General features: G+C 48.4%; 20 protein-coding genes and 2 pseudogenes. 10 read left to right on the top strand and 12 right to left on the bottom strand.

Translation table 11 applies throughout. The annotated features are described in order from the left end of the window. From V8Z78_RS22100 to V8Z78_RS22090, 3 genes are all read right to left on the bottom strand, one after another. A partial coding sequence (locus V8Z78_RS22100) for a helix-turn-helix domain-containing protein (RefSeq protein WP_349732139.1) occupies nucleotides 1–655 on the bottom strand: 655 nt, incomplete at its 3' end. A 172-nt stretch (nucleotides 656–827) separates the two neighbouring features. Continuing rightward, nucleotides 828–1,361, bottom strand: a complete 534-nt coding sequence (locus V8Z78_RS22095) for a hypothetical protein (protein ID WP_349732138.1) — start codon at nucleotides 1,359–1,361, stop codon at nucleotides 828–830. A 75-nt stretch (nucleotides 1,362–1,436) separates the two neighbouring features. Further along, nucleotides 1,437–1,631 carry a hypothetical protein gene (locus V8Z78_RS22090; RefSeq protein WP_349732137.1) on the bottom strand — a complete coding sequence of 65 codons (195 nt, stop codon included), beginning with the start codon at nucleotides 1,629–1,631 and terminating at the stop codon, nucleotides 1,437–1,439. Between the two features lie 439 nt (nucleotides 1,632–2,070). Between V8Z78_RS22090 and V8Z78_RS22085 the strand changes: the two genes are divergently transcribed. The 5 genes from V8Z78_RS22085 to V8Z78_RS22065 all read left to right on the top strand — a co-directional run bounded on the left by V8Z78_RS22085 (nucleotide 2,071) and on the right by V8Z78_RS22065 (nucleotide 4,780). Next, on the top strand, nucleotides 2,071–2,496 hold the full coding sequence (locus tag V8Z78_RS22085) for a hypothetical protein (RefSeq protein ID WP_003054574.1): 426 nt from the start codon (nucleotides 2,071–2,073) through the stop codon (nucleotides 2,494–2,496). Nucleotides 2,497–2,680: 184 nt separating this feature from the next. Then, entirely contained in the window at nucleotides 2,681–3,274 is a 594-nt protein-coding gene (locus V8Z78_RS22080; RefSeq protein ID WP_150106959.1) for a hypothetical protein, read from the top strand. Then, nucleotides 3,271–3,729, top strand: a complete 459-nt coding sequence (locus V8Z78_RS22075) for a hypothetical protein (protein WP_003054572.1) — start codon at nucleotides 3,271–3,273, stop codon at nucleotides 3,727–3,729. Before V8Z78_RS22080 ends, V8Z78_RS22075 begins: the two co-directional genes overlap by 4 nt. A gap of 1 nt (nucleotide 3,730) precedes the next feature. Further along, a complete protein-coding gene (locus V8Z78_RS22070) occupies nucleotides 3,731–4,201 on the top strand; it encodes a hypothetical protein (RefSeq protein ID WP_349732136.1) in 471 nt (156 codons plus the stop codon). A 315-nt stretch (nucleotides 4,202–4,516) separates the two neighbouring features. After that, nucleotides 4,517–4,780: a hypothetical protein gene (locus V8Z78_RS22065; RefSeq protein ID WP_349732135.1), complete on the top strand. Its 264-nt coding sequence runs from the start codon at nucleotides 4,517–4,519 to the stop codon at nucleotides 4,778–4,780. A gap of 287 nt (nucleotides 4,781–5,067) precedes the next feature. On the opposite strand, the gene V8Z78_RS22060 is transcribed toward V8Z78_RS22065, so the two are convergent. Both V8Z78_RS22060 and V8Z78_RS22055 read right to left on the bottom strand, forming a co-directional pair. Continuing rightward, on the bottom strand, nucleotides 5,068–6,063 hold the full coding sequence (locus tag V8Z78_RS22060; RefSeq protein WP_349732134.1) for an IS110 family RNA-guided transposase: 996 nt from the start codon (nucleotides 6,061–6,063) through the stop codon (nucleotides 5,068–5,070). A gap of 94 nt (nucleotides 6,064–6,157) precedes the next feature. Then, nucleotides 6,158–6,940 (bottom strand): annotated as a pseudogene (locus V8Z78_RS22055) (IS5 family transposase); the annotation flags it as partial. Nucleotides 6,941–8,161: 1,221 nt separating this feature from the next. On the opposite strand from V8Z78_RS22055, the gene V8Z78_RS22050 reads away from it, so the two are divergent. Both V8Z78_RS22050 and V8Z78_RS22045 read left to right on the top strand, forming a co-directional pair. After that, complete coding sequence (locus V8Z78_RS22050) at nucleotides 8,162–8,926, top strand: MHYT domain-containing protein (RefSeq protein WP_349732133.1); 765 nt, start codon at nucleotides 8,162–8,164, stop codon at nucleotides 8,924–8,926. Further along, nucleotides 8,871–10,655 carry a putative bifunctional diguanylate cyclase/phosphodiesterase gene (locus V8Z78_RS22045; protein ID WP_349732132.1) on the top strand — a complete coding sequence of 595 codons (1,785 nt, stop codon included), beginning with the start codon at nucleotides 8,871–8,873 and terminating at the stop codon, nucleotides 10,653–10,655. The genes V8Z78_RS22050 and V8Z78_RS22045 overlap by 56 nt, the downstream gene beginning before the upstream one ends. 500 nt (nucleotides 10,656–11,155) lie before the next feature. Here the strand turns inward: V8Z78_RS22045 and V8Z78_RS22040 are convergent. The 6 genes and pseudogenes from V8Z78_RS22040 to V8Z78_RS22015 form a co-directional block, all read right to left on the bottom strand. Further along, nucleotides 11,156–12,890 (bottom strand): annotated as a pseudogene (locus V8Z78_RS22040) (methyl-accepting chemotaxis protein). 210 nt (nucleotides 12,891–13,100) lie between these two features. Further along, on the bottom strand, nucleotides 13,101–14,618 hold the full coding sequence (locus V8Z78_RS22035; RefSeq protein ID WP_349732131.1) for a sensor histidine kinase: 1,518 nt from the start codon (nucleotides 14,616–14,618) through the stop codon (nucleotides 13,101–13,103). Next, entirely contained in the window at nucleotides 14,584–15,615 is a 1,032-nt protein-coding gene (locus tag V8Z78_RS22030; RefSeq protein WP_349732130.1) for a cache domain-containing protein, read from the bottom strand. Before V8Z78_RS22030 ends, V8Z78_RS22035 begins: the two co-directional genes overlap by 35 nt. 25 nt (nucleotides 15,616–15,640) lie before the next feature. Further along, nucleotides 15,641–16,450 (bottom strand): ABC transporter substrate-binding protein, encoded by an 810-nt coding sequence (locus V8Z78_RS22025; protein ID WP_349732129.1) that lies wholly within the window; start codon nucleotides 16,448–16,450, stop codon nucleotides 15,641–15,643. Between the two features lie 36 nt (nucleotides 16,451–16,486). Then, on the bottom strand, nucleotides 16,487–17,251 hold the full coding sequence (locus V8Z78_RS22020) for an HD-GYP domain-containing protein (RefSeq protein ID WP_349732128.1): 765 nt from the start codon (nucleotides 17,249–17,251) through the stop codon (nucleotides 16,487–16,489). Continuing rightward, nucleotides 17,248–17,622: a response regulator transcription factor gene (locus V8Z78_RS22015; protein ID WP_349732127.1), complete on the bottom strand. Its 375-nt coding sequence runs from the start codon at nucleotides 17,620–17,622 to the stop codon at nucleotides 17,248–17,250. Before V8Z78_RS22015 ends, V8Z78_RS22020 begins: the two co-directional genes overlap by 4 nt. Nucleotides 17,623–17,733: 111 nt before the next feature. Here V8Z78_RS22015 and V8Z78_RS22010 point away from each other — a divergent pair, with 111 nt between their 5' ends. The 3 genes from V8Z78_RS22010 to V8Z78_RS27215 are packed head-to-tail and all read left to right on the top strand — an operon-like array spanning nucleotide 17,734 to nucleotide 19,065. Then, nucleotides 17,734–18,345, top strand: a complete 612-nt coding sequence (locus tag V8Z78_RS22010; RefSeq protein WP_349732126.1) for a helix-turn-helix domain-containing protein — start codon at nucleotides 17,734–17,736, stop codon at nucleotides 18,343–18,345. Then, entirely contained in the window at nucleotides 18,342–18,845 is a 504-nt protein-coding gene (locus tag V8Z78_RS22005; protein ID WP_349732125.1) for a response regulator, read from the top strand. Before V8Z78_RS22010 ends, V8Z78_RS22005 begins: the two co-directional genes overlap by 4 nt. Next, on the top strand, nucleotides 18,763–19,065 hold the full coding sequence (locus tag V8Z78_RS27215; RefSeq protein WP_502878868.1) for an Hpt domain-containing protein: 303 nt from the start codon (nucleotides 18,763–18,765) through the stop codon (nucleotides 19,063–19,065). Before V8Z78_RS22005 ends, V8Z78_RS27215 begins: the two co-directional genes overlap by 83 nt. A 197-nt stretch (nucleotides 19,066–19,262) precedes the next feature. Here V8Z78_RS27215 and V8Z78_RS22000 read toward each other — a convergent pair whose 3' ends face one another. Next, nucleotides 19,263–20,930, bottom strand: a complete 1,668-nt coding sequence (locus tag V8Z78_RS22000) for a methyl-accepting chemotaxis protein (protein ID WP_349732124.1) — start codon at nucleotides 20,928–20,930, stop codon at nucleotides 19,263–19,265. Nucleotides 20,931–21,173: the final 243 nt, after the last annotated feature.

The following is a 21,173-nucleotide window of genomic DNA, read 5'->3' as shown; positions in this document are numbered from 1 at the left end:
AGATGTGACCGATGCATGTGTCGGTGACGCCGCCTCTGAAGCGTTCTTGCCCTGTGAAGGCCATGCCGTTGTCCGTCAGAACGGTATGTATGCGGTACGAGAAGACCACGAGCACCTGCCGAAGGAACTGCGCTGCGTTGGCTTTCGTGGCCCTGTCAAAGAACGCAACATGCGTGAATTTTGTGACGCGGTCTATGGCAACAAACATGTGCTGTCTGCCGCTGGAGATCTTCATTTCGGCACTGTCGATGTGCACGAAGCCCAGCGTCGTTTCTTCAAACTTTCCGTGCCTTCGCGGCACCTGCGTTGCGGCCTGTCGGCTGATGCCGTGTCGCTGCAGGCAACGATGCAAGGCGCTGCGGCTGAGCTTGGGTGCCGTCTCCAGGAGCTGCCCCATGAGATCGTCCAGCGACAGATGCCCTTGCTTGCGTAATACAATTGCCAAGTGTTCTTGCTCTTGAGAAAGATGCTGGCTTGCTCTGTCCCGAGGACCCATGGGCTCATCGAGAACAGAGGTGCGCGCACGCCACTTGGCCACGGTCTTGGGGTTGAGGCCATAGAGCTTGGCCAAAGACCGATGGGAGCCGGTCGCTAGCAGGAGTTCTGCGCGGATACGCGGCGTCGTGCGGGCGCTGCCATGCAGGCGGATTGCCATAGTGCTTTCTCCTGTTCCAGGCTAAAGAATGCACCATGACTTCCTGGGACCATACATCTAAGCAACCTTTTCGCCATGAAATGAGCAGCTAACTCGCGAAAAAGCCGGCACTAACCATCACCAAATCTTGTGAATAAGCGACCGATTCAGAATACCTTAAGGAGAATAACCACTAACGCGCTACTAAACTATTGGGCGTAGGCCATATATAAGCGTCGTAGACCGAATCAGCTACTCTTTTGAATACAACACATGCATCTTTTTCATGTAAGAAAGATTTTAGTGAAAGATCTGAATCGAGCTGTTCATGAAGATATCCAAGTTTTTCAAGCTTATGTACGTTTAGACGGCGTCGCCAATCGTAACCAAATATCTCCTCAGCCCGAATCGATGTAATGTGTTTACGTGATTTTCCATGCTCATTCCTATAAGTTTTAGATTGAGTTAGAACAATACGATCATCTTTTCTACCATTGACATAAATATCCGGATTCCTACAGCCTACTTTCCGAAAATCTTCTTCCGAAACGCGGGCCATGACTTGATTTTTTGTTTCGTGAGTTACCTCCACCCAAGCATTGAATCGGATAATATCCAGCTTGGTGCTCTCTTTATTAGAGAGACACAAATCCAAATGAATTATACTCAGTAATTCATAACTGTTTATTTCTTTTATAAAAGTTTGCATTTTCTGATTAATTTTCATTTGAGTATAGCAGATTTTCAGGCTAAGAATTGGGACCTTTTTAGTATTTCTGCTTGTCTGAGCATCTCCATCGCTTTAATCGCTTTTTCTATCTGAGATAAAGTTTCTGCTACGGCAGGATTTTTCTCTATAGACATTTTTTTTGGACTGAGCTCCAAAGCTGATGTGTTTAGCCTGCCACGGCGCATATCCAAGAGCTGCTGCATCTGCAATTTCATCTGCTGAGTAGCCTTCGTTGTGCATGTCATGTAGAAAATCCCAATCGCTCATCTCATATCTCCTAGATTCGGCTATTAATGCTGTAGAGGATGCAAAGCTGTCCGATATATTTCTTAAGAAGAAGATGCTATGAAATTGACGAACTTGCTCGTTAAGTTCAAGGCGCTATCAAACGGAGCATCGTAACACTTGGTAAGGTATCCTTGCGAAAGGCGCAAAGCCTTCCATCTTTCCGATATGCGCACACGCCGAACCGAAGCATCATCTCAGCAGAAAACAACAATTAAGCCCTTGGTAGCGGCTCTCCACGCTACATCTTGTCTTGAGAGTACGAAGGTCGAACTGAGGCTATCTCTGTTCCAACACTCCTTAGCTAAGCCCACAAAATAAACTGCACATAAATCAGCGGAGCGTCTCCAATTAATTTTTGGAACATCTACTATTGACACATGAGCTAAATAGATAGCTCAAACAACCAAAGGAGCAAAAAATGCATATTGCAAGAATTTTTCGTGAGACTAAAGGTGGTCATAAGACTTACCGCGCATTTATTATCAACAACCTCGGAAATGGTGCACGCACTTGCCGCATCTGCATTGATGATGATAGTGATATCGAGGTCGGCGCTAGTGTTTATGCACTCGTTGCTAGTAGAAGCAAGCCCACAGCGTCACCATTTCAACACTACGTTGTTATTGAGCGTGTCAGTGATGCCGCTGGTGCTGAGTACCTCGAAAAAAACTCTGAAGTTAAGAAAGCTTATAAAGCTTTGTGCACAGCGACAAAGCATATTGAAGCAGGTAAGCTCAAATCTCCTGCTATCAAAACTGTCAAAGAACTCGCATTGAATATGCCATTTTTCAAGGCAGAATCTGAAGAAATTTTGGATACTCTCGCTGAGAAGCAAAAAAATTAAGCAAGCATAATTAACGAAAACCCAGCAGACGCAAAAGCACGCAGCGTCAACGAAAAACTGGCTCGCAGCCGAGAAATCTTCGCTCGCGCATCCAAGGCAGCGAAGCCACTCCCACTCACCACCGCATCTGGCGGGGTGAGCCTGGCTTGGCTCAAAGAGAAGACTGATCTCGAGCGCCAAGGCCGTGAATATTAAAAGCAATTCTGATATCAGGAGCTATCAAATCAACACCAAAAAATTCAATGCGCTGGCCGCCAAGCTTGCTGTCACCCGCCCCGACATCGGACATCCCGATGTCGTGGAAAGGATCTTGAAAAAGGCTCGAGATGCTGGCGCTGCCGGTTTGCTGATCACCCCCATCGCAGATGGAGGGCTCGCTGTGCGAGCTGCTGAGTGCCCAGACCACATCCCCGCAGCACTGATCTCTCTCCCTGGAGGGCCATCTCTGCTGCTGAGTACAGACTCGGATGCTACAGACGCTACAGATCTGCTCATGTATCTCCAAATGCTAAGTGCAAAACTGCCTGTACCGCCGTTTTACATCGTGTCTGCAGCCATGAGTGCTGTCGCTGCAATTCGCATCGACACAGGAATGTCTGCGTTGAGCTACGTCCAACGCTGGGGTGCTCAACAAAACCCTGCGGTTGCCGGCCAGCGGCCCGAAGATGTTTGGCACACGCCAGCGAATCATGCAGCTCTTACATATCTAGTTCGTTTGTCTGTTGCTGCCCGCAGCGCTACAGCTGCAAACGACAGATTCTGGAGGAAATCAGCATGAATCACGACTCCAGCACCACTACCTCAACGCTGGAATCTGAATTCCAGCGCATTGCGGCCAAGTACGGATACGACGACCTCTCGAGCATCAGCAGATCCTTGGATGATACAGAGCTACAACGCAAGGACGCTAGGGGTTTGCTCATGGACCTTGGGAAGCCATTGTCACAGCTCAACACTAGAGATGTTATGCGTGCTCGCGGCATAGGAGACAAACCCATGCCACGGACAGCTGATGAAGCGGCTATGCAAGCAGCGATGGAAGTCGTTATGCAAATCCTGAAAACACTTTTTGGGATTCGTACTGCCGATGACCTCGAGCGAGATCTCGAACAGCTCGAGCAAACCCGACTAGCTCTCAATCTGGAGCGCAACCACGCACAGGCAATACAGATGATGAGCGACGCAGCAAACGATGACGAATTCCGCGCAAGATCAACGCGCAGGAGGCCCTGACATGGCCCGCAAACCCTCCCCACGCCGAACTCTGACTGGCATGACCAAGGAACGAGCCGGCCGGTTCCTTAACCGCCTTGCCGAGGTCCGCAGTCTGGGTTTCCAGCGCCTCTACATCACATGCAACTGGGAGAATAGACGTTTCGTCATCGAATCCTGCGCAATCGAACCCCCGGCTAGCGAAAACGAAAACATAATCGCAATTGACACTAATATCGAAATCGAAACTTTCGTCAACGTAATAATTAAGTTTGGAGCGCAGCGAGAATACCATTATCGAAATAGAAAAAATGACGATATCGAAAATGTATTATCTGCTGACGACATGCTAATACATTTAGTGCCCGCATATTCTCACATCGCATTATGTAAGCAAAAATCGATTCTGTGGAGTTCGGCGCTTAAATACACGCCAGATCCTGAGATTTGGTGCCCGGATTGCGGTGCTGCATTTCGCGAGCGAGATGATTGAAGATGACGAAATCTGAACCACGAGAGCCCAGAAATTCAGGGGCTCTTTTCGTTTGCGGAGAGTTTTTCGTTGACTAAACGTGGTGCGTTGCCGAGATGGTCGAAACCGCAGGTACAGGGTTGCAATAACTGAGAAAAAAGTGCTTCTGGTTACGTTACTGTTAAGTTTGGCACAGGGGGTGCACTACCTCAAAACAGGGGGTGTACTGTGTATCTAAACAGCCACATCTGTATTTTTAAAATTAGCTACGAGAGAGTAAATTTTAACCTATATCAAAGAGCTTTTGCAGGGTTCTGTCTACACAGGAGATCTCACATGTCATTCGTCAACGCCGGCCAAATTCTGCATATGCAGCTCAACGCCTTTGGGGTCGCATATTCATCTCTTATTAACATCTTGGAGCACGACAAAATCAAGCGAGAGATTCTCACAGAGGTTAGTCAATACAATGCGCTCGTGAATAAATATAACGAACTGCATTATCGAGCGACTAATAAAATTAGCATTCTGCGTCATGAAAATATGCTGCTTGAAATAGAAAACTCCCAGCTCAAGAAGAAACTGGGCATCCCACGTTAAAAATTACAAGCTCGGCTTTTTGCCCTTAGCTTTGTTAACTTCCTCGGCTTGCTTTGCACGTGCGCCATCCTGTTCGGACGCTTGTTGCATCTTAAGCTCGTTGAAAACTTGCTGCACGTCAGATAGCGTAGCTGTGTAATAACTCGAACTGGACGCTCTTGGCTCTAATCGGATTGTCCTCATCTCGGTCCGACCTGTCTGGCCCATCACACATTTGGGGCTCGCTTGCTCTCCTTCAAAACGTCAGATTCACAATCAATTCTTCGCGCTCTTCAGTGCGCGCGCTGTCAAACTTGCGCGTTCCACGACTGCCCTTTGGCAAGCACGGCCCAGATGGTCCTGGCCAGCTTGTTAGCAACTGCCGCAACCACTACGTTGAGCAACGTTTGCAACCACGGCCATGTGGATGCTTCGTGGCTTTTGAGCACAACAGATCTCGCCGCGTGCATCAACAGCGTTCGCAGATATGCGTTTCCACGTTTGCTGATGCCCATTTGCTGCACTCGACCACCTGTGCCGCTTTGGCGTGGCACCAATCCGACCCACGCTGAGAACTCTCTCGCGTCTTTGAACGCCTGGGCATTGCCCATGCTGGCAACAACTGCGGTCGCCGTGAGCAAGCCAATGCCGGGTATCTGAGCAACGCTCTGGCAGTGCGGGGACTCACGCAGTTGCTGGGCAAGCCTGTGTTCGATCTGATTGATATCCTGGCTCAGTTGGGCAATGCGGCGCACTTGCTCGTTCAGACTCTCCATCAACATCGCTGGCAGGCGTTGGGCTGCATCAGCAAGCGCGTCTGGTATTGCTTGGAGCAGTGCGCGATGCCCTTCGGGCAGCACAAGGCCGAACTCATAGAGAATGCCTCGCAGTTCATTGGTCTGCATGATGCGGCTCTTCATGAGCCGCGCCCGGATCCGATGCAACGACAACACTACCTGCTGCGCTTGGGTCTTCACGGGCACAAAGCGCATGCCCGGCTGCTGGCACGCCGTCCAGATCGCCTGTGCATCCGCGGCATCTGTCTTGTTGCGCTGAACGAACGGCCGGACTTTGCGCGGAGAGATCAGGCGCACTTCGTGCCCCAACTTCGTCAAAGCGCGAGCCCACTCATGCGCGCCGCCGCAAGCCTCCATCACCACGAGCGATGGCTCACGGATGGCAAACCATTCAAGCAAGCGCGCCCGCCTGAGTTGCAGCCGTTCTATGCTGCCCGTATCGTGCTCCACCCAGTGCAACTGGAACACCTTCTTGGCAGTGTCAACCGCAATAACGGTATGGTCCATGACAGTCTCCTGTGCAGTAAGACTTCACACCTTGGCCCTGATTGGTGCAGAGCACAAGCCTCTCGGGAGGGAGGCTTCCATACCATCTAACACACCGATCCACGAAGCGTGCACAGATGATCGCAGCGGCCAGTTTCAGCGATGCGTCGTGGATATCTAGCCGCCTTTCAAAGCGGATGCGCCGCTCAGCCATGTGTGCGCTCTACAACCCAGCGATGCTTGCCTAGCTTTTCGCTGCTCTCGACACCTCGCCTGGCAATCCGGCTGGCAATGCCTCGTCGCCTGAGATAGCCGCGGCAGCGCTTGTAATCGTAGCCTTTGTCCGCATGCAGCTTCGCCGGCCGCTTGCGTGCCCGCCCCGGCAAGCCGGCAATGGCTGGAATCGCATCCATGCACTTCTCGAACATCATGGAGTCATGCCTGTTGGCACCATTGACGAGGATCAACAGCGGGATGCCTCTGGCATCTACAACGAGGTGGCGCTTGGTGCCAAGCTTGTCTCTGTCCGTGGGGTTGGGGCCCGTTTCCTGGCCCCCCGGGGGCTTGGCACCGAGGAGCCATCTATGCAGGCTCGGCTCCAATCAATCTGGTCATGCTCACGCAGACGTACCAGCATGGCTTGGTACAAACGCTGCCAAACGCCATTGGCATTTCAGTCACGCAAACGCCGCCAGCAGGTCATACCACTGCCGTAACGCAAGGACTGAGGCAAGTTTTCCCATGAGATGCCTGTTTGCAGCACTAACAGAATGCCATTGAGCGCTGCTTCATCGCTCACGGTGAACTTGCGTGCGCCACCTCTGACGGAAGGGGTGAAGGCTGGGATCAGGGGCTGCAGCTGTCGCCACGGTTCATTGCTAACGGGTTGTCTTGCCATGAGGTCTAGAAGCATAAAGCTTCTGGCTGATCCCAAAGCGAAGTGGCGTCAGCGGCTCTTATACAAGCTATATGTCAAAACCCCTTAGCGGCTTGCGGCTCCAACTACCGAGAGCCTCTTCTCAGTGACTTGCTTGACCACTTCTTCCTTGAAGTCCAGCGTAAACCTCCGTGCCCTCCTATGCTCAAAGATAGACCGGGTAGGCAGCCTCACTTGAACGCTACCCCTACATGTTACGTAACACAGCCGTGCCACTCACTTGAAATCGCCCTTAATAAAATAAAATTTCAATAAAAATCAATTAGTTAACTACAGAAAAAAATTAAAATTTCTTGGCACATATTTTGCTTGGAAAGGGTATGGATACCCATCATCAATAGCTAGTGACAATTGATTGATCAGGAAAAATTATGCTCACATTAAAGAGATATGTCTCCGGCTTTTATCAGCCTCTTCAACAATGGATGACAAGTGGAATCTTTCGTCAACTCGAAAGAGTAGACATACCTTCAGAGCCGACCTTTCAAGCATCAAATGAAGAATCTCCCCCTCAGGCTAGGCTTCTCCAAAGCAGCGAAGGCGTTCTTATTCTACGCGACGGTTATGCGCACTCCGCACGTTCAGGACTTCTCCTTCAACTTGGTGACCGCGTGATGGTCCCTAGGCAAGGCCAAGCTCAATTCATGTTTCATGAACAGGGGAGTAAAGCTTTGCTTGGTCGCTTTGAAGGAGGAAGCATTGCCTCCTTGGTCCATTTCAGTAAGGAAGATGGGGCTTGTTCAGTCGCCTTTGACGTACTGAGCGGCAAAGTACACCTATTCATGGAAGCTATTGGCGGAAACTGTCTTTGGGTTGGACGCAACACATCGGGCCAAACCACCGTCGGAATTTACTGCGCCCCATCTCGGACCTGATTATGGGTAACAGTCACCAAATTTCGCTGACGTAACTTTTACTCCCCTTCTGCCTTCTACCTTTTGTTAATTAGCTTCGTGATGCTTGGATACTCCTTAGGTGTGATTATGCCTGCGGTTTATTAGAAGTAAATAATTTGCAGGCTTCGGCCAACCAAGTTATTGATTAGTAATCCGAAATTTTTAACAGCCAGTAAAATCTAATCTCATCGCTTACAAAGAACAATAATTACGAAAATCATGATATTTAATCGACTTGATTTGATAACACTGACATGAGACAAAGTGCAAATGTTCGGACAACAGCATGCAATATGACTTTCCTGTGATCGTCCTGACAACAGTGATCTGCACGGTCGCTTTGTTTACCTCCATATATCTTCTGGATCGCATCAGTATAACCACTCGTAAGGTATGGCTCAGCGTGGCAGGAATTGCCACGGGATTCGGCATCTGGGCCACTCACTTCATTGCGATGCTCACTTATTCTCCAAGAATACAGAATAGCTATAACACCACCCTAGTTTTAGTCTCTCTATCCGCTGCCATCCTTCTCGCAATCCTGAGCTTTGCGGTTACCTCTGGTCTCCCACAGAGATTGGGCCGTGAGAAAGGTGGACTGTTGGTAGGCTGCGGAATTGCTATCATGCACTATAGTGGCATGGCTGCATTCGAGGTCCCTGGTCGTATTCTGTGGAACCCATCAATGATGGTTATATCCATTGTGCTGGGAAGCCTATTCTCCACCTTCGCATTGCCGACAGAATTACGCAAGAAAACACACCGCACCATCACCTCTGGAGCTCTGCTGCTGACCCTGGTCATTTGCAATCACCACTTCGCTGCGATGGCGACTGCGGATCTGATTCAGAATCAATCCATCACGGTTTCAACCAACGCCCCCCCCCGCTTACTGGCTAGCGATCACGGTAACCATTGCCTGCCTTCTGATCTTTTTGCTGACCCTGATAGTTTTTACACTGAATGTCTGGAATCTTCATCTGGCCACTCGCGAAATGGAACATTTAAACAGCTTGGCCAATGCAGCGTTCGAAGGCCTACTCGTATATGAGGACGGTGTGATCACTATGGCTAATACCAGTCTCGCTAAGTTGGCCGGTTGCAGCGCCGAAGAGCTTACTCACCGTGACCTCTCTTTGATTTTTCCTGACGCTATGGCGCGCAGTTGGCTGGAAGAAAAGCCGTGCATTGCACTCAAGACTATGCTCCACCCGCTTAGCGGCGAAGATTCCATAGTGGTCGAGGCGACATCTCGTTCCGTCATTTATGCCCAGAAACTGCAAAAAATCGTTGCTATACGCGACCTGCGAGATCACATAAAGGCCGAGCGGGACATTCACTATCTATTCAATCACGATACGTTGACGGGCCTAATCAACCGCAAAGCATTTAACCAAGAGCTGGAAAAGTTGCTGCAAGACCATGGAGTGAACGGGCGACTCTGTGGCAAGCATCTGGCCGTGCTGTGCTTAGACCTAGATCGATTCAAAGAAGTCAATGACCTTTTCGGTCATGCAGCCGGCGATGGTCTTTTGCAAACTGTGGCCCGCAGGGCGCAGCAAACGCTGCGCAGTGATCAATTGATGGCGCGCCTGGGAGGTGACGAGTTCGCGATCATTGCACCTGGGCTAAGCGATCCACAACAGGCCGAGCGAATTGCGCAAAAGCTATTCAGTGTATTCGCCGATGCAAACCGCTCAGCCTCAACGTCCTGCGGCACCATCTCCATCAGCATCGGCATAGCCATCTTCCCTCAGCATGGACATAACAGTCCCTCTATGATGAGGTGCGCTGCTAAAGCACTCTGTCAAGCCAAAGCCGATGGCCGTGGGGTTTACCGCTTTTTCGATGTTACGCTGGACCAGCAAATGCGTGATCGTCAGCGCCTAGAGCATGATCTACACTTAGCCATTGCGAATCAGGAGCTATCATTGGTCTACCAGCCACTGGTTCAGACCAAAAGCCGAGAAGTTGTAGGCTTTGAAACCCTGTTGCGCTGGAAACATCAAAATCGCGGTTTAGTGCCTCCAAGTGTCTTCATTCCAATCGCAGAAGAATGCGGCCAGATCTTGCAGATTGGAGAATGGGTACTGCACCAGGCTTGCAAAGAGGCATCAAGTTGGGAACGCCACTTGAATATTGCGGTGAATGTGTCGGCCGTGCAGTTACACAGCCCACAGTTTGTGCAGATAACCCGTGAGATCCTGAAGCAAACCAAACTACCGCCGAGCCGCCTCGAGCTGGAAATCACGGAAACAGCACTGATCCGAGATCCAGATATTGCATTATCTACCATACGTCAACTCAAGGAAATCGGCGTGCGCATCGCCATGGACGACTTCGGCATGGGATACTCGTCTCTATCTCACCTACTGACCTTTCCCTTCGACAAGATCAAGATTGATGGCTCATTCATCAAATCTGTTCACGTCAACCCGCGAGCGGCAACAATTGTGCGCGCAGTCTTAGAGCTGGGACGTGGCTTGGAGTTGCCAGTGCTTGCTGAAGGTGTAGAGACTGAAGAAGAGCTCGCTTTCCTAAGCGCAGAATCATGCGAGGAAGTTCAAGGCTATCTATTTGGAAAACCTGAGAGCATCGAGAGGTACTTGCAACTCACAACACGGGCACTCCAAGTCCCCAGATATACGGGGCCGATCGCACCAAAGGGTCCCGTTCGTGAAGACACGTGCCACCACACAAAGTTGCTCAAACAGGACGCTGATCTTGAGCACCAGATCATTCGCGTTTCAGAAGTCAAAGTCGCAACCACCCTACTTTGAGCAAGCCCCCTAAGGCACCCCAAATGCTTCAATCCGGTAAGTTTCCATACTTTTGGTAGGCACTGACAAACAGACCGATAGGATCCTGAACCAGGATTATGCAGCTTTGCGATTTTGCAGTCCCCTGTGGAATGGATTGTTGCAACGCACTGACCATTAATTGATTAGGCAGGTTTTTCAAATGCGCTGCATCCTAGTGTTCATTGATATGTCAAACAGCGAACCTAGGGGCAATACGTGCTTTTCTAAGCACTTGACTCGACCGTGAAGTCAAGCTGCAGACATTAGTAAGACCAAGCATAGTCCTATGTTTTGGAATACGCATGCTACATGCCATCAGCGATACAGCCACTGCAAAGCTGACCTAGGAGCCAGAAATCACCTTCAGGTTGAACTGGGACAGTTGACAGTGAAAATCCAGAAAGCACGGAGTCGTCGTATTCACTAGACAATACTCAGCCACGCACTCAAATATCCTCCAATGCGGCTTGTGACTACCCTCAGAAAGCCTTCCACTCACCGTCACGCATTCCCGCATATCTTGGTGTTCCTGAGATAGCAACTGCGTGACGCTGCGTTGAAAGCGTGGCCGTAGCGCCAAACTTTTGAAGCGACTCTACCGCCTTTGTAGCTTTCACCAGATTCGTCTTGCTGAGTGTGGTCACGGACCTTTCAATGCGGACTACCTGTTCAGCCTCTGACAGCTTGAAAACTGCCACAGCTTCAACCAAAGATTGAGCTTGGTGGCTCAAGCTGCTCGCTGCGGCAGCCATTTCCTCAACTAGTGCAGCGTTCTGTTGAGTGGTCTGAGCCATCTGCGTCACAGCTTTGCCAACCTGTGCCACTCCTTGACTTTGCTCTTGGCTAGCAGCGCTGATATCGCCCATGATGTGGCTAACTCTGCGAATAGCCGAGACCACATCGATCATCGTCTTACCTGCCTTATCCACGAGCATAGAGCCTTGTTCGACACGCTCGACACTAGTGGTAATCAAGGCTTTGATTTCTTTGGCTACTTCTGCCGAACGTCCAGCTAGTGCCCGTACTTCGCTCGCAACCACTGCAAAGCCGCGGCCGTGTTCACCGGCCCGAGCAGCCTCGACTGCTGCGTTCAATGCCAGGATATTGGTCTGAAAGGCGATGCTGTCGATGACGCTGATGATATCGGCAATCTTGTTGCTGCTTTCAACGATGCTCTTCATCGTTGCTACCACTTCAGCCACCACTTCACCACCCTCAGCTGCTACGGCAGACGCTTTCCTAGCCATCTGGCTTGCTTGGTTAGCGTTCTCTGCATTTTGTTTGACAGTAGAACCCAACTGCTCCATGGATGCAGTAGTTTGCTCGAGTGCGCTGGCCTGTTCTTCCGTTCTACCCGACAAATCATTGTTGCCTGCGGCAATCTGAGCGGTCGCGGCAGCTACGCCTTGCGCGTTGGAGCGCACTGTCGTCACAGTAGTCATCAGGCTTTGCTGCATGCGCTCAAGCGCTCCAAGCAGAAGGCCCATTTCATCCTTAGACTTGACTGCAATTGGGGCACTAAGATCCCCGCCAGCCACACGGTCTGTCACCTCCACAGCTAGGCTCAACGGGCGAGTAATCGAGCGAATGATGGCCAAGGCTAAAAAAAACGGCAATACTCGTGGCAATCCCACCACTGACCAGGACCTCTAGCACTAGTTGACGCGCAGCCCTCTCCGCCTGCTGACTGGCATTTTCCGCGCGCTGAGTCTGATTGGCTAACAATTCGTGAATGACTCGCTGATACTCAAGCTGAGTGGGGCGTAGCTTATCCTCAAGCATCGCCATAGCCTCATTATGCTGATTACCATCAACAAGTGCAATGAATTCATCGCCTTGCTGAAGGAACTTCGTGCGTTGTAACAGCAAGTGCGCCAACAAGAATTAACCTTTCTCCGAGCTTATCAATTGGGTCACGGTCTTTACCTGCTCCGCGATGTCAGTGCGTGCCTCTAGAATTCTGATGTGCGCAGCCTTCTGAAGGCTCTCTGATTTGAATAACACCAAGTTTCGAAATTGGATGGCTTGTTCGTTAGTGCCATCAATAATGATGTTTAATGCTCGGCTGAGAGGGACTCTTCTCAGGGTAATCTCGTCAATAGCTGAGCGCTGAATGGAAGAGCCAAAGAGTGCAACACCGCCCAGTACGGCAAGAAGCAGAACCATCAGTGTGAATGAGATGGTCAGTCGGATAGATATCTTGAAACGTTCCATAACAATCTAATATTTCATAGGTACTAATTTATTTATTAGAAAATATTCACTTTAAAAATTATCTAAAAATCTTCTTATTTAAGACAGAGTTTAGTATTTAAATACGCACTTATGCATTCTATTGATTATCCATTAAAATAAGTTAAGAAATATTTATTCCGTCAGATAATCAAATAATACAGCAAAAAAAATTTACTGAAGGACGCTTTACTAGATCAGCTCCCCAGGTTGAGTTTCATATGCAGAGCGACTAGGAAGCGTTATTCTAAATATGGCTCCACCATCAGGCTTGTTTTTTGCCGAAATAGTCCCATCCATTGCATCAATAATTTTTCTGCATATGGCAAGCCCCAGACCAGTTCCACCAGAACCATCTTTTGTCTTGCTCGATTGCACAAACGGCTGAAATATTTGATCAAGCTCCTGAGGTGGAATACCTGGGCCTTGGTCGGAAAAATCAATGCAAATATTTCCTTGATCATCGAATAGACCAATGACATCAATTCGTCCATGATTAGGTGAAAATTTGATCGCGTTGGCCAACATATTTCGAACCACTTGCTGAAAGCGTACAGGATCAGCTTTTGCGATCATCGGGTAATTTTCCAAATCGAGTCGTAGATCTATCTGCTTTTGATGCTGCAGTGGCTCCAGTTCACGAGCAATGGGCCTTATCAACCCTCTTAAGTCAATTCTCTCTAAATGTATGACTCCCACGGCGCTCTCAAGCTTGGCGACATCTAAAAGGTCATTGACCAAAGCCAGCATGCGTTGTCCCGCCGAGTGAATGTCATTGAACATTTCGCCCAACTGTGGTGAGTTGCGTGATCGCAGGTGACCAAGCTCTGCGAATCCAATGATAGATTGCAATGGAGTACGCAACTCGTGGCTCATATTGGCAACGAACTCTGACTTGACACGAAATGCCTCCTCTGCCGCATCACGTGCCTCCCTTGTTGCCTGCTCCGCTGCCCGAAAATCTGTGACATCAACAAAAATACTTAAAACACCTGTCGCTTTACCCCTGGAATCCTTAATTGCAGCCTTGGTAACTTGCATATCGCGATAATATCCGTTTGCATGAATTATCTTGGCATCAATGACCGCTTTTTGACCTGAATCCAACACCTTCTGATTGATCATCAACTGCATCGATGCGTTATCGCATGAGCAAACATCCTTTAAATACTGCCCCATAATTTTCAGGGCGCTGACACCAGAGAACTCTTCCCATGCCCTATTTACCAATGTAATAGAATTATTTTCATCAGTAATTAATAAAGGTAGCGGTGTCGTTTCAAAAAGCAGATGTTGAAAAGCCAATTGCGTCTGTAAATCATGCTGAGCTTTCCAACGAGCCGTCACATCAACGGCGCTTCCCGCAAAGCCAACAATTTGGCCTTTCTTTATAAGTGGAACGACAGCAATTTCGCACAGAATTTCTTTGCCATTTGGTAAAGAGAAGAAAGCTTGACAGGTGCGTAAGCTCCTCTGACTATTTGCATCAAGCAAAACCTTCACTTGATTTCGACATTGCGGCTCTACTATTTTCTCAAAGCGTAGCCCAAGTGCCATCTTACTTGATTGACCGGTTAGCATTTCCCAACGAGCATTCACGAATGTCAAAAGTCCATCTTTGTCAGTACGGAAAATTAACTCTTGAACACTTCGCATCAGTACAGCTAACTCTTGCTCACTTCTGGCAAGGCGTGCCTGAGAGCGATCCATCGCTTGACGGGCTGCTCTTTGGAGCTTTTGGGTCTTTCGTACAGAATGAGCAAGTCCCACTACTAATAAAAATACAGCTGGGGTAATTATAAAAAAAAATGAAAACCCTATCCTTCCAGCGTTTCAGCGCCGCCGAATAAGGCTCTTCCACAAGTATCCATAAAGGCCAACGGCGTACAGCACGGTAAGAGACTATTTCTCGCTCACCGAGCATCCCTTTACCAAGGTATGAAGCACGCTCGATATTCGCGCCAATAGGCGACTGCATCGCCATGGTGAGTGGCAATGTTGGCCCTACGTTGGTGCTGGCTAGAAGGCTTCCTTCATAGCTCAATAAAAAAGCATCATAGCTTGATGACTCCAAAGTAGATTTATAGAAATTAGCAATTGCATCCGGATTGATTAGCCCCACTAAATAGGCGACCGATCTATCATCTTGCTCAAAGCAGAAAACATGAGGAAGAAAACTAACACCTCGTGGTGCTATATTCCGGCTAGAAGTCAATGCAGAAAGATTTCGCCCTAAAATCATATCCCCCAGCCTTGCCTCACCTGGCTTAGGAATCAATTTTTTTCCTCCTACTAACCGTTCAATTGATATAGATATGCCTGTTTCTCCAGGCTGAGTGCTGGCAATGACTTCGCCTTTAACGTTTACCAAAGACACTCCACGAAGGAAAGGGATCTGCGACACAACCTGGGCTAAAGCGGCCTCACGCTCTTTGAGCGAGATAGCCTGGCCAAAAACCGTGGGATTTACTGCCAAACTAGTCAATGCAACTTCACTAGTCTCAAATGTTCTGGACGTTTGCTCTTCTAGAACGCGCGCAAGAAGCATTGACTGAGACTTGCTATTTGCGACTTGCGCATTCAGTTGGCCCCATAAGAATATTGATAAGGATCCAAGCACACAAAGCGAGAAAACCAAAATTAATGCTTTGACATGTGCGCTGTGCTTTACCCCAAAAAATTCACGAGTAGCAACTCTGTATGGCATAATATATGCTCTCTATTGACCGACATCAGTAACCATAATAGTGGTCAAGCCGTTTTTTTTGCGCAGCTCTAGCAAGACGCCCATCACGCTTGATGTCTGCAACAAATCGGTTTAGCCTAGCAAGCCATTGCAGGTCATTGGGATTAACTGCATATCCGTACGGCAATATATAAAATGGCTTTGGAGGAGCAATCAATTGAGCCCAGTCAGCCCCATCAAGTAGTCGACGACTGTATGGGTAATCGGTCATGAATACATCCACTCGTCCCGCCATGAGCTCCTTTTCGCGAGTCTGAGGCAGCTCAACGGCCACAACATTCGCATAATTGAGCGATTGCCTCATCACTGGCTCCATAAAAGTTCCGCGCTGCACTGCCACCTGCACACCTGGCTTATCTATATCCGCCCATTTCTTCACAGCGGGGTTAGTTTTGGTGCTAATCCCATAAATATCGCTTCTCAAATAAGGGGCCGTGAAGCTCAATTTTTCCTTTCGCTGGGGCAGCATACCAACGGCAAACATTGCAACATCACAGCGTGAACCCAAGAGATCTGGAATTAGTTTCAAAAATGAAGAATCAACGTATTCTAAACGTACCCCCAAATCCTTTGCGAGCTCAGCAGACAGCTCGATGTCAATTCCTTGCAGACGCCCTGAACGAGGATCTCTAAATGTCACTCCATAATAGTCCGGCCATATGCAAACCTTAACTACCCCACGCGATTGGACACGATCAAAAATGAGGCCCGCAGATATATTCATCGAATTCAGACATAGCGAGCTTAGGATCCCCATTTTTGCAACAAAGCGTTCAATAGCGGAAAATGACTTCATATACTTATATTTAGAATTTTTTCACTCATTAATTATTTAATGAGTATCAATTAAATCCGCGAATGTTGGTGTTTGACGGATTAGTGAGAGTCGTATATTCTCTAATTCATCTATATGCTTCAAAAATGTGTCGACAATTATTGGCCCCAATGCCTTACCATGCTCAGCCTGAATTAACTTGAGAGCATCATCTAGTGCAAATGCTGGTCGATATACTCTATCCATTGTTAATGCATCATATATATCCACGATTGAAGTAATCTGTGCAGATAGTGGGATTTCATCCCCCGAGATTCCGTTCGGATATCCTTTGCCATCAAATCGTTCATGATGAAAAGCAGCGATTTCAGAAGCCATCTGAAAAACCGGGATACGTGACTGCCCTAACAACTTTGCGCCAATATCCGTATGCGTATTCATGCAGGCACGCTCCTCCGGCGTCAACGGACCACGCTTTTTAAGAATGCTGTCTGGTATGCCGACCTTTCCGATGTCATGCATCGGAGCCGCTTTACGAAGTAGTCTGGCAAAATCAGGTCGGCAACCTAAGTACAAAGCAAGTGCTTCAGCTAAAAAGCCAATACGGATGATGTGCGCCCCCGTGTCGTCATCTTTAAACTCGGCTGCCATAGCCAAGCGCAGTAGAGTCTCGTGATGAGCACGAGTGACTTCTTTGAGCAATTGGTTGCGCTCCCGGTACATATACCCGAAGTCACGAATAAGCTGCTCCATTTGATCGACGGCCGCCGGGTCAAATCGCTGCGACTCAGATTCAGATTCATCACTGAGGATTTCAGTCATCGGATGCTCCCTTCTAAGCTTTCGATGACCTCTAGAAGCTTCAGTGTGCTGAAGGGCTTGACCAGGTACTCATCAGCCCCTGCGTTCAGGCCAGCCTGACGATCGTCGGCACTGCCCCTTGCAGTCAGCAAAATCACCTGGGTGTTACAGAGCTCATTGCTCTCTTTTATCAAGCGACAAACATCCAAGCCGCTGAAGGCTCCCGGCATCATGACGTCAAGAAGCACAACATCTGGTCTGACTTGTCGGACAACCTGCCATGCATCGTCACCGTTGGAGACATCAAGCACTTCAAAGTCACTGAACTCAAGAGTCATGCGGAGCAGTTTGCGTATGTCTGCGTGATCTTCAACGATGAGTATTTTTTTCATAGGGAGAGCATTCAGGCAACACCAGTAATTCTTAACAAATTGTATCCAAGTTATCAATTCTATCAAATTTACGTCAAATTCTTCAAGCCGATTTAAGGCAGAATGCCATCCATGTCCGAAATCAGCACACCTCTAGACGACCTTCCTCACTTCACAACCGCGGAAGTTGCAAAATTGTTAGGACTGGCAATTCGCTCTGTACAGCTGATGGTTGACCGCGGCGAGCTCCAAGCGTGGAAGACTCCAGGCGGCCATCGTCGAATCACTCGAGCCTCCGTTGAGGCATGGCGAAGCCGGCAATCAAGCTCTGCTGAACAATCGACATCTGTCGCCACATCGCACCTCAGTACCAAAGTTCGGATCTTGCTGATCGAGGATTCGGTACATTTTCAGAACCTTGTGCAGTTGTTAGTTCAGCGTCACTTCCCAGATGTCGAACTACATGTTGCTCACGATGGAATCACAGGCATGGCCTTGTTTGGAAAGGTTCAACCTCATGTGATGCTGGTAGACATCCTTCTGCCCGACATCAATGGAGCGGCTCTCATCACCGCTTTACGCACAAATCCGCAGTTCTCCACATGCAGGCTGCTAGTTATCACATCACTGGATCAGGAAGAGCGAAAAACATATGATTTCGCCCTAGAGGGAGTACGTGTCTTGCACAAGCCGAAGCTTGTTCAAGAATTTTCTCAAGCCTTGAATGAGCTGTTGACCTCATGAACTCGACCCCAGCAGTTGTCTTGTTGGTTGAAGATGACCCATCGATTGCTCGCTTTGTTGGACTAGCATTGGAGGGGCTTCCGTTAGAACTCATCACATGTACTAGTGCTGAAGAGGCACAACTTGTTTTGCCTGAGCGGCCATGTGCGATGCTCATCACCGACCTTATGTTGCCAGGTATATCCGGCCTTAAGCTCATCGAATGGCTACGCAGCTCAACTTCAGCCACTTGCCAAGTAGTGGTGTTCAGCGCGGGAGTGGACTATTCAATCGCCCAACAGCTTGATCATCTGAAAGTTCATCAGATATTGCGTAAACCCGTATCAGTCATTGAGCTGGTGACATGCGTTCAGAATGTTTTGGAATCCTGCTCAAACCGCTCAACAACAGTCACTTCGCCAAACAATACAAAGCCAGATGCTATCGAGAAATTTTTTTTGCGGCGATCGCGAATTGTTTCTGAGCTATCGAGCGTCATGCTCACTCCAGATGCCTGCTGACCAAGCCGAAGGCTCTAAACATGTGAGTGCGCGCGATAGTACCGCACTGCGACGACTGGCGCACAGCCTTAAAAGCGTTTTCAGACTTCTGGGGCAAGAGCAGGCTTTTAGCATCGCGCAAAGCTTGGAAAAGGCATGCTTACGCGAAGACTGGGTAATGCTTGATAAGCTCTGGATGCAGCTTGAAAACGAAATGCAAATCGCGTCCTCCTGGCACTGAAAGTTTGGAAAAGACTTTTCAATAAAAAGTCACTCGTCATAATTTCACAGCATTGGCATAGATATTCTTCCAGCAAATCGACGCAGCAAGCCAACAGCGGTACGACAATCAGCAGCCTATTCACCTGGCTCTCAGGTGCCTCATCGACATGCCTTGACAGCAGATGCTGCCAAGGCATTTTCTAGCTCTAAGCAGAGTCAATACATGAGTTCATCTTGCCGCTGCCTACTAGGAGATTCGTCCAATTGCCTGCCCAGGTCACTACTCAGAAGCACAACTACATGCTTCTCCCTAGGAGGCGAAGGGCTCGGAACCGTTGCTCCAAGTTCGAAGGTCGCCACCACCTTAACCAGCTCAGTGGCCTGCTCTCTGAGACTGCTCGCCGCAGCCGATACCTCTTCGACAAGGGCCGCATTTTGCTGCGTGACTTGATCCATCTGTGTAAGCGCCTCGCCTACTTGCAAAACACCATGGCTCTGCTCATCGCTCGCAGCACTGATTTCGCTCATGAGCCCAGTTACGCGTTTAACACTAGCCACAATCTCCTGCATCGTGTTGCCTGCTTGATTGGCCAGCCGATTTCCCCGCTCTACGCGCTGAACACTGTCATTGATAAGGCACGTAATTTCCTTGGCTGCTCCAGCAGAACGAATAGCCAGACTACGGACTTCAGAGGCCACAACTGCGAAACCACGACCTTGCTCACCAGCTCTGGCAGCCTCCACTGCGGCATTGAGAGCAAGGATATTGGTCTGGAAAGCGATGCTGTCGATGACATCGATAATCTCGCTAATCTTCTTGCTTGATGTAGAAATTCCCTGCATCGTGTTAACGACTTCGCCCACCAATTCTGCACCTTGTGTGGCGATATCGCTGGCACTTTGAGCGAAGGTGCTCGCCTCACGAGCACTATCTGCATTCTGTCCCACAGTCGCCGACAACTGCTCCATCGATGCAGCAGTCTCCTCAAGAGCTGCTGCCTGCTCTTCAGTACGCTGCGACAGATCCAAATTGCCTTGCGCAATTTCTGTACTAACAGTGGCCACCGATTCAGAGCCGGTGCGCACCACACTGACAACCTTTACCAGCTCGTGCTGCATCTCGTTCAGGGAGTTCAGAAGCTCACCAACTTCATCTTGACTCTGAACCTCAATGGCTGTGTTGAGGTCACCTGCTGCAACTGCTCGAGCAATATTGACGGCATGTCGAACTGGCCTCGTAATAGAGCGCACGATCCAGACACCTAATGTCACCGATATAACAATAGACAGCAATATGGCAATCAGAGTCGTAATCTGCAACGATCTCACCTCCTTGACGGCCTCAATCGATGAATCGTTTGCCAAATCAGATTGAAATTGAATGCTGCTATCCAAAATGCGTAGGTACTCAAGTTGAACAGGACGCAGCCCCTCAAGCAAATATATGACAGCTTTATTTTTCTCACCAGAATCAATCAATGAAAAATATCGATCAACATCAGACGAAAACCTCTTTCGAGCATTCACTATTTGATTTAGCAATTCCTGCCCTTTAGCGGCATTAATCTCTTGACTAAGAAGATTTATTAATTTTTCTGACTTTTTTCGAGACTCTATTACAGCTTGATGCTCTATGTCTATTTTTGACTTATCATCAATAATCACCATGTTTCTTAAAAATCGTGACTGACGATTTACCTCAAGACGCAGATCATTAAGATGTGATATAAGGACCATGCGCCGCTGGGTAATATCTATAATTCTATTTTGCACCGCAGAGGCTTTAATAATACTCTCCACCCCAATACCGATGGTTAGCAACAATAGTATTCCAAGTGTAATTATTAATCTCGAACCTATTTTTAAATTACGCAGAAATTTCATTTTATATGGATTTAAATAGTTTCAATTTATATCAAATTTGACTAGAAATATATTACACATCATCGAAATGAAAGTAATTCTTATTAATTTCATGTTTTAAATAGTCAAACTATTTTTTGAGATTATTTCACAGATAGACAAGGAAAAATATGACTATTGAAATTTAAGAGACAAAAGCAACGATAATTGGAAAAATATTCGCTGTTTGATTAGCCACTCTCTTTGGGCAAGGTCTGCGTAAGG

Source organism: Comamonas sp. wu1-DMT, assembly GCF_040187805.1.
In the GTDB taxonomy this organism is placed as follows: Bacteria; Pseudomonadota; Gammaproteobacteria; order Burkholderiales; family Burkholderiaceae_C; genus Comamonas; species Comamonas thiooxydans.
Note: the sequence above shows the minus strand (reverse complement) of the source record. Positions and strands in the feature narration are given on the sequence as shown.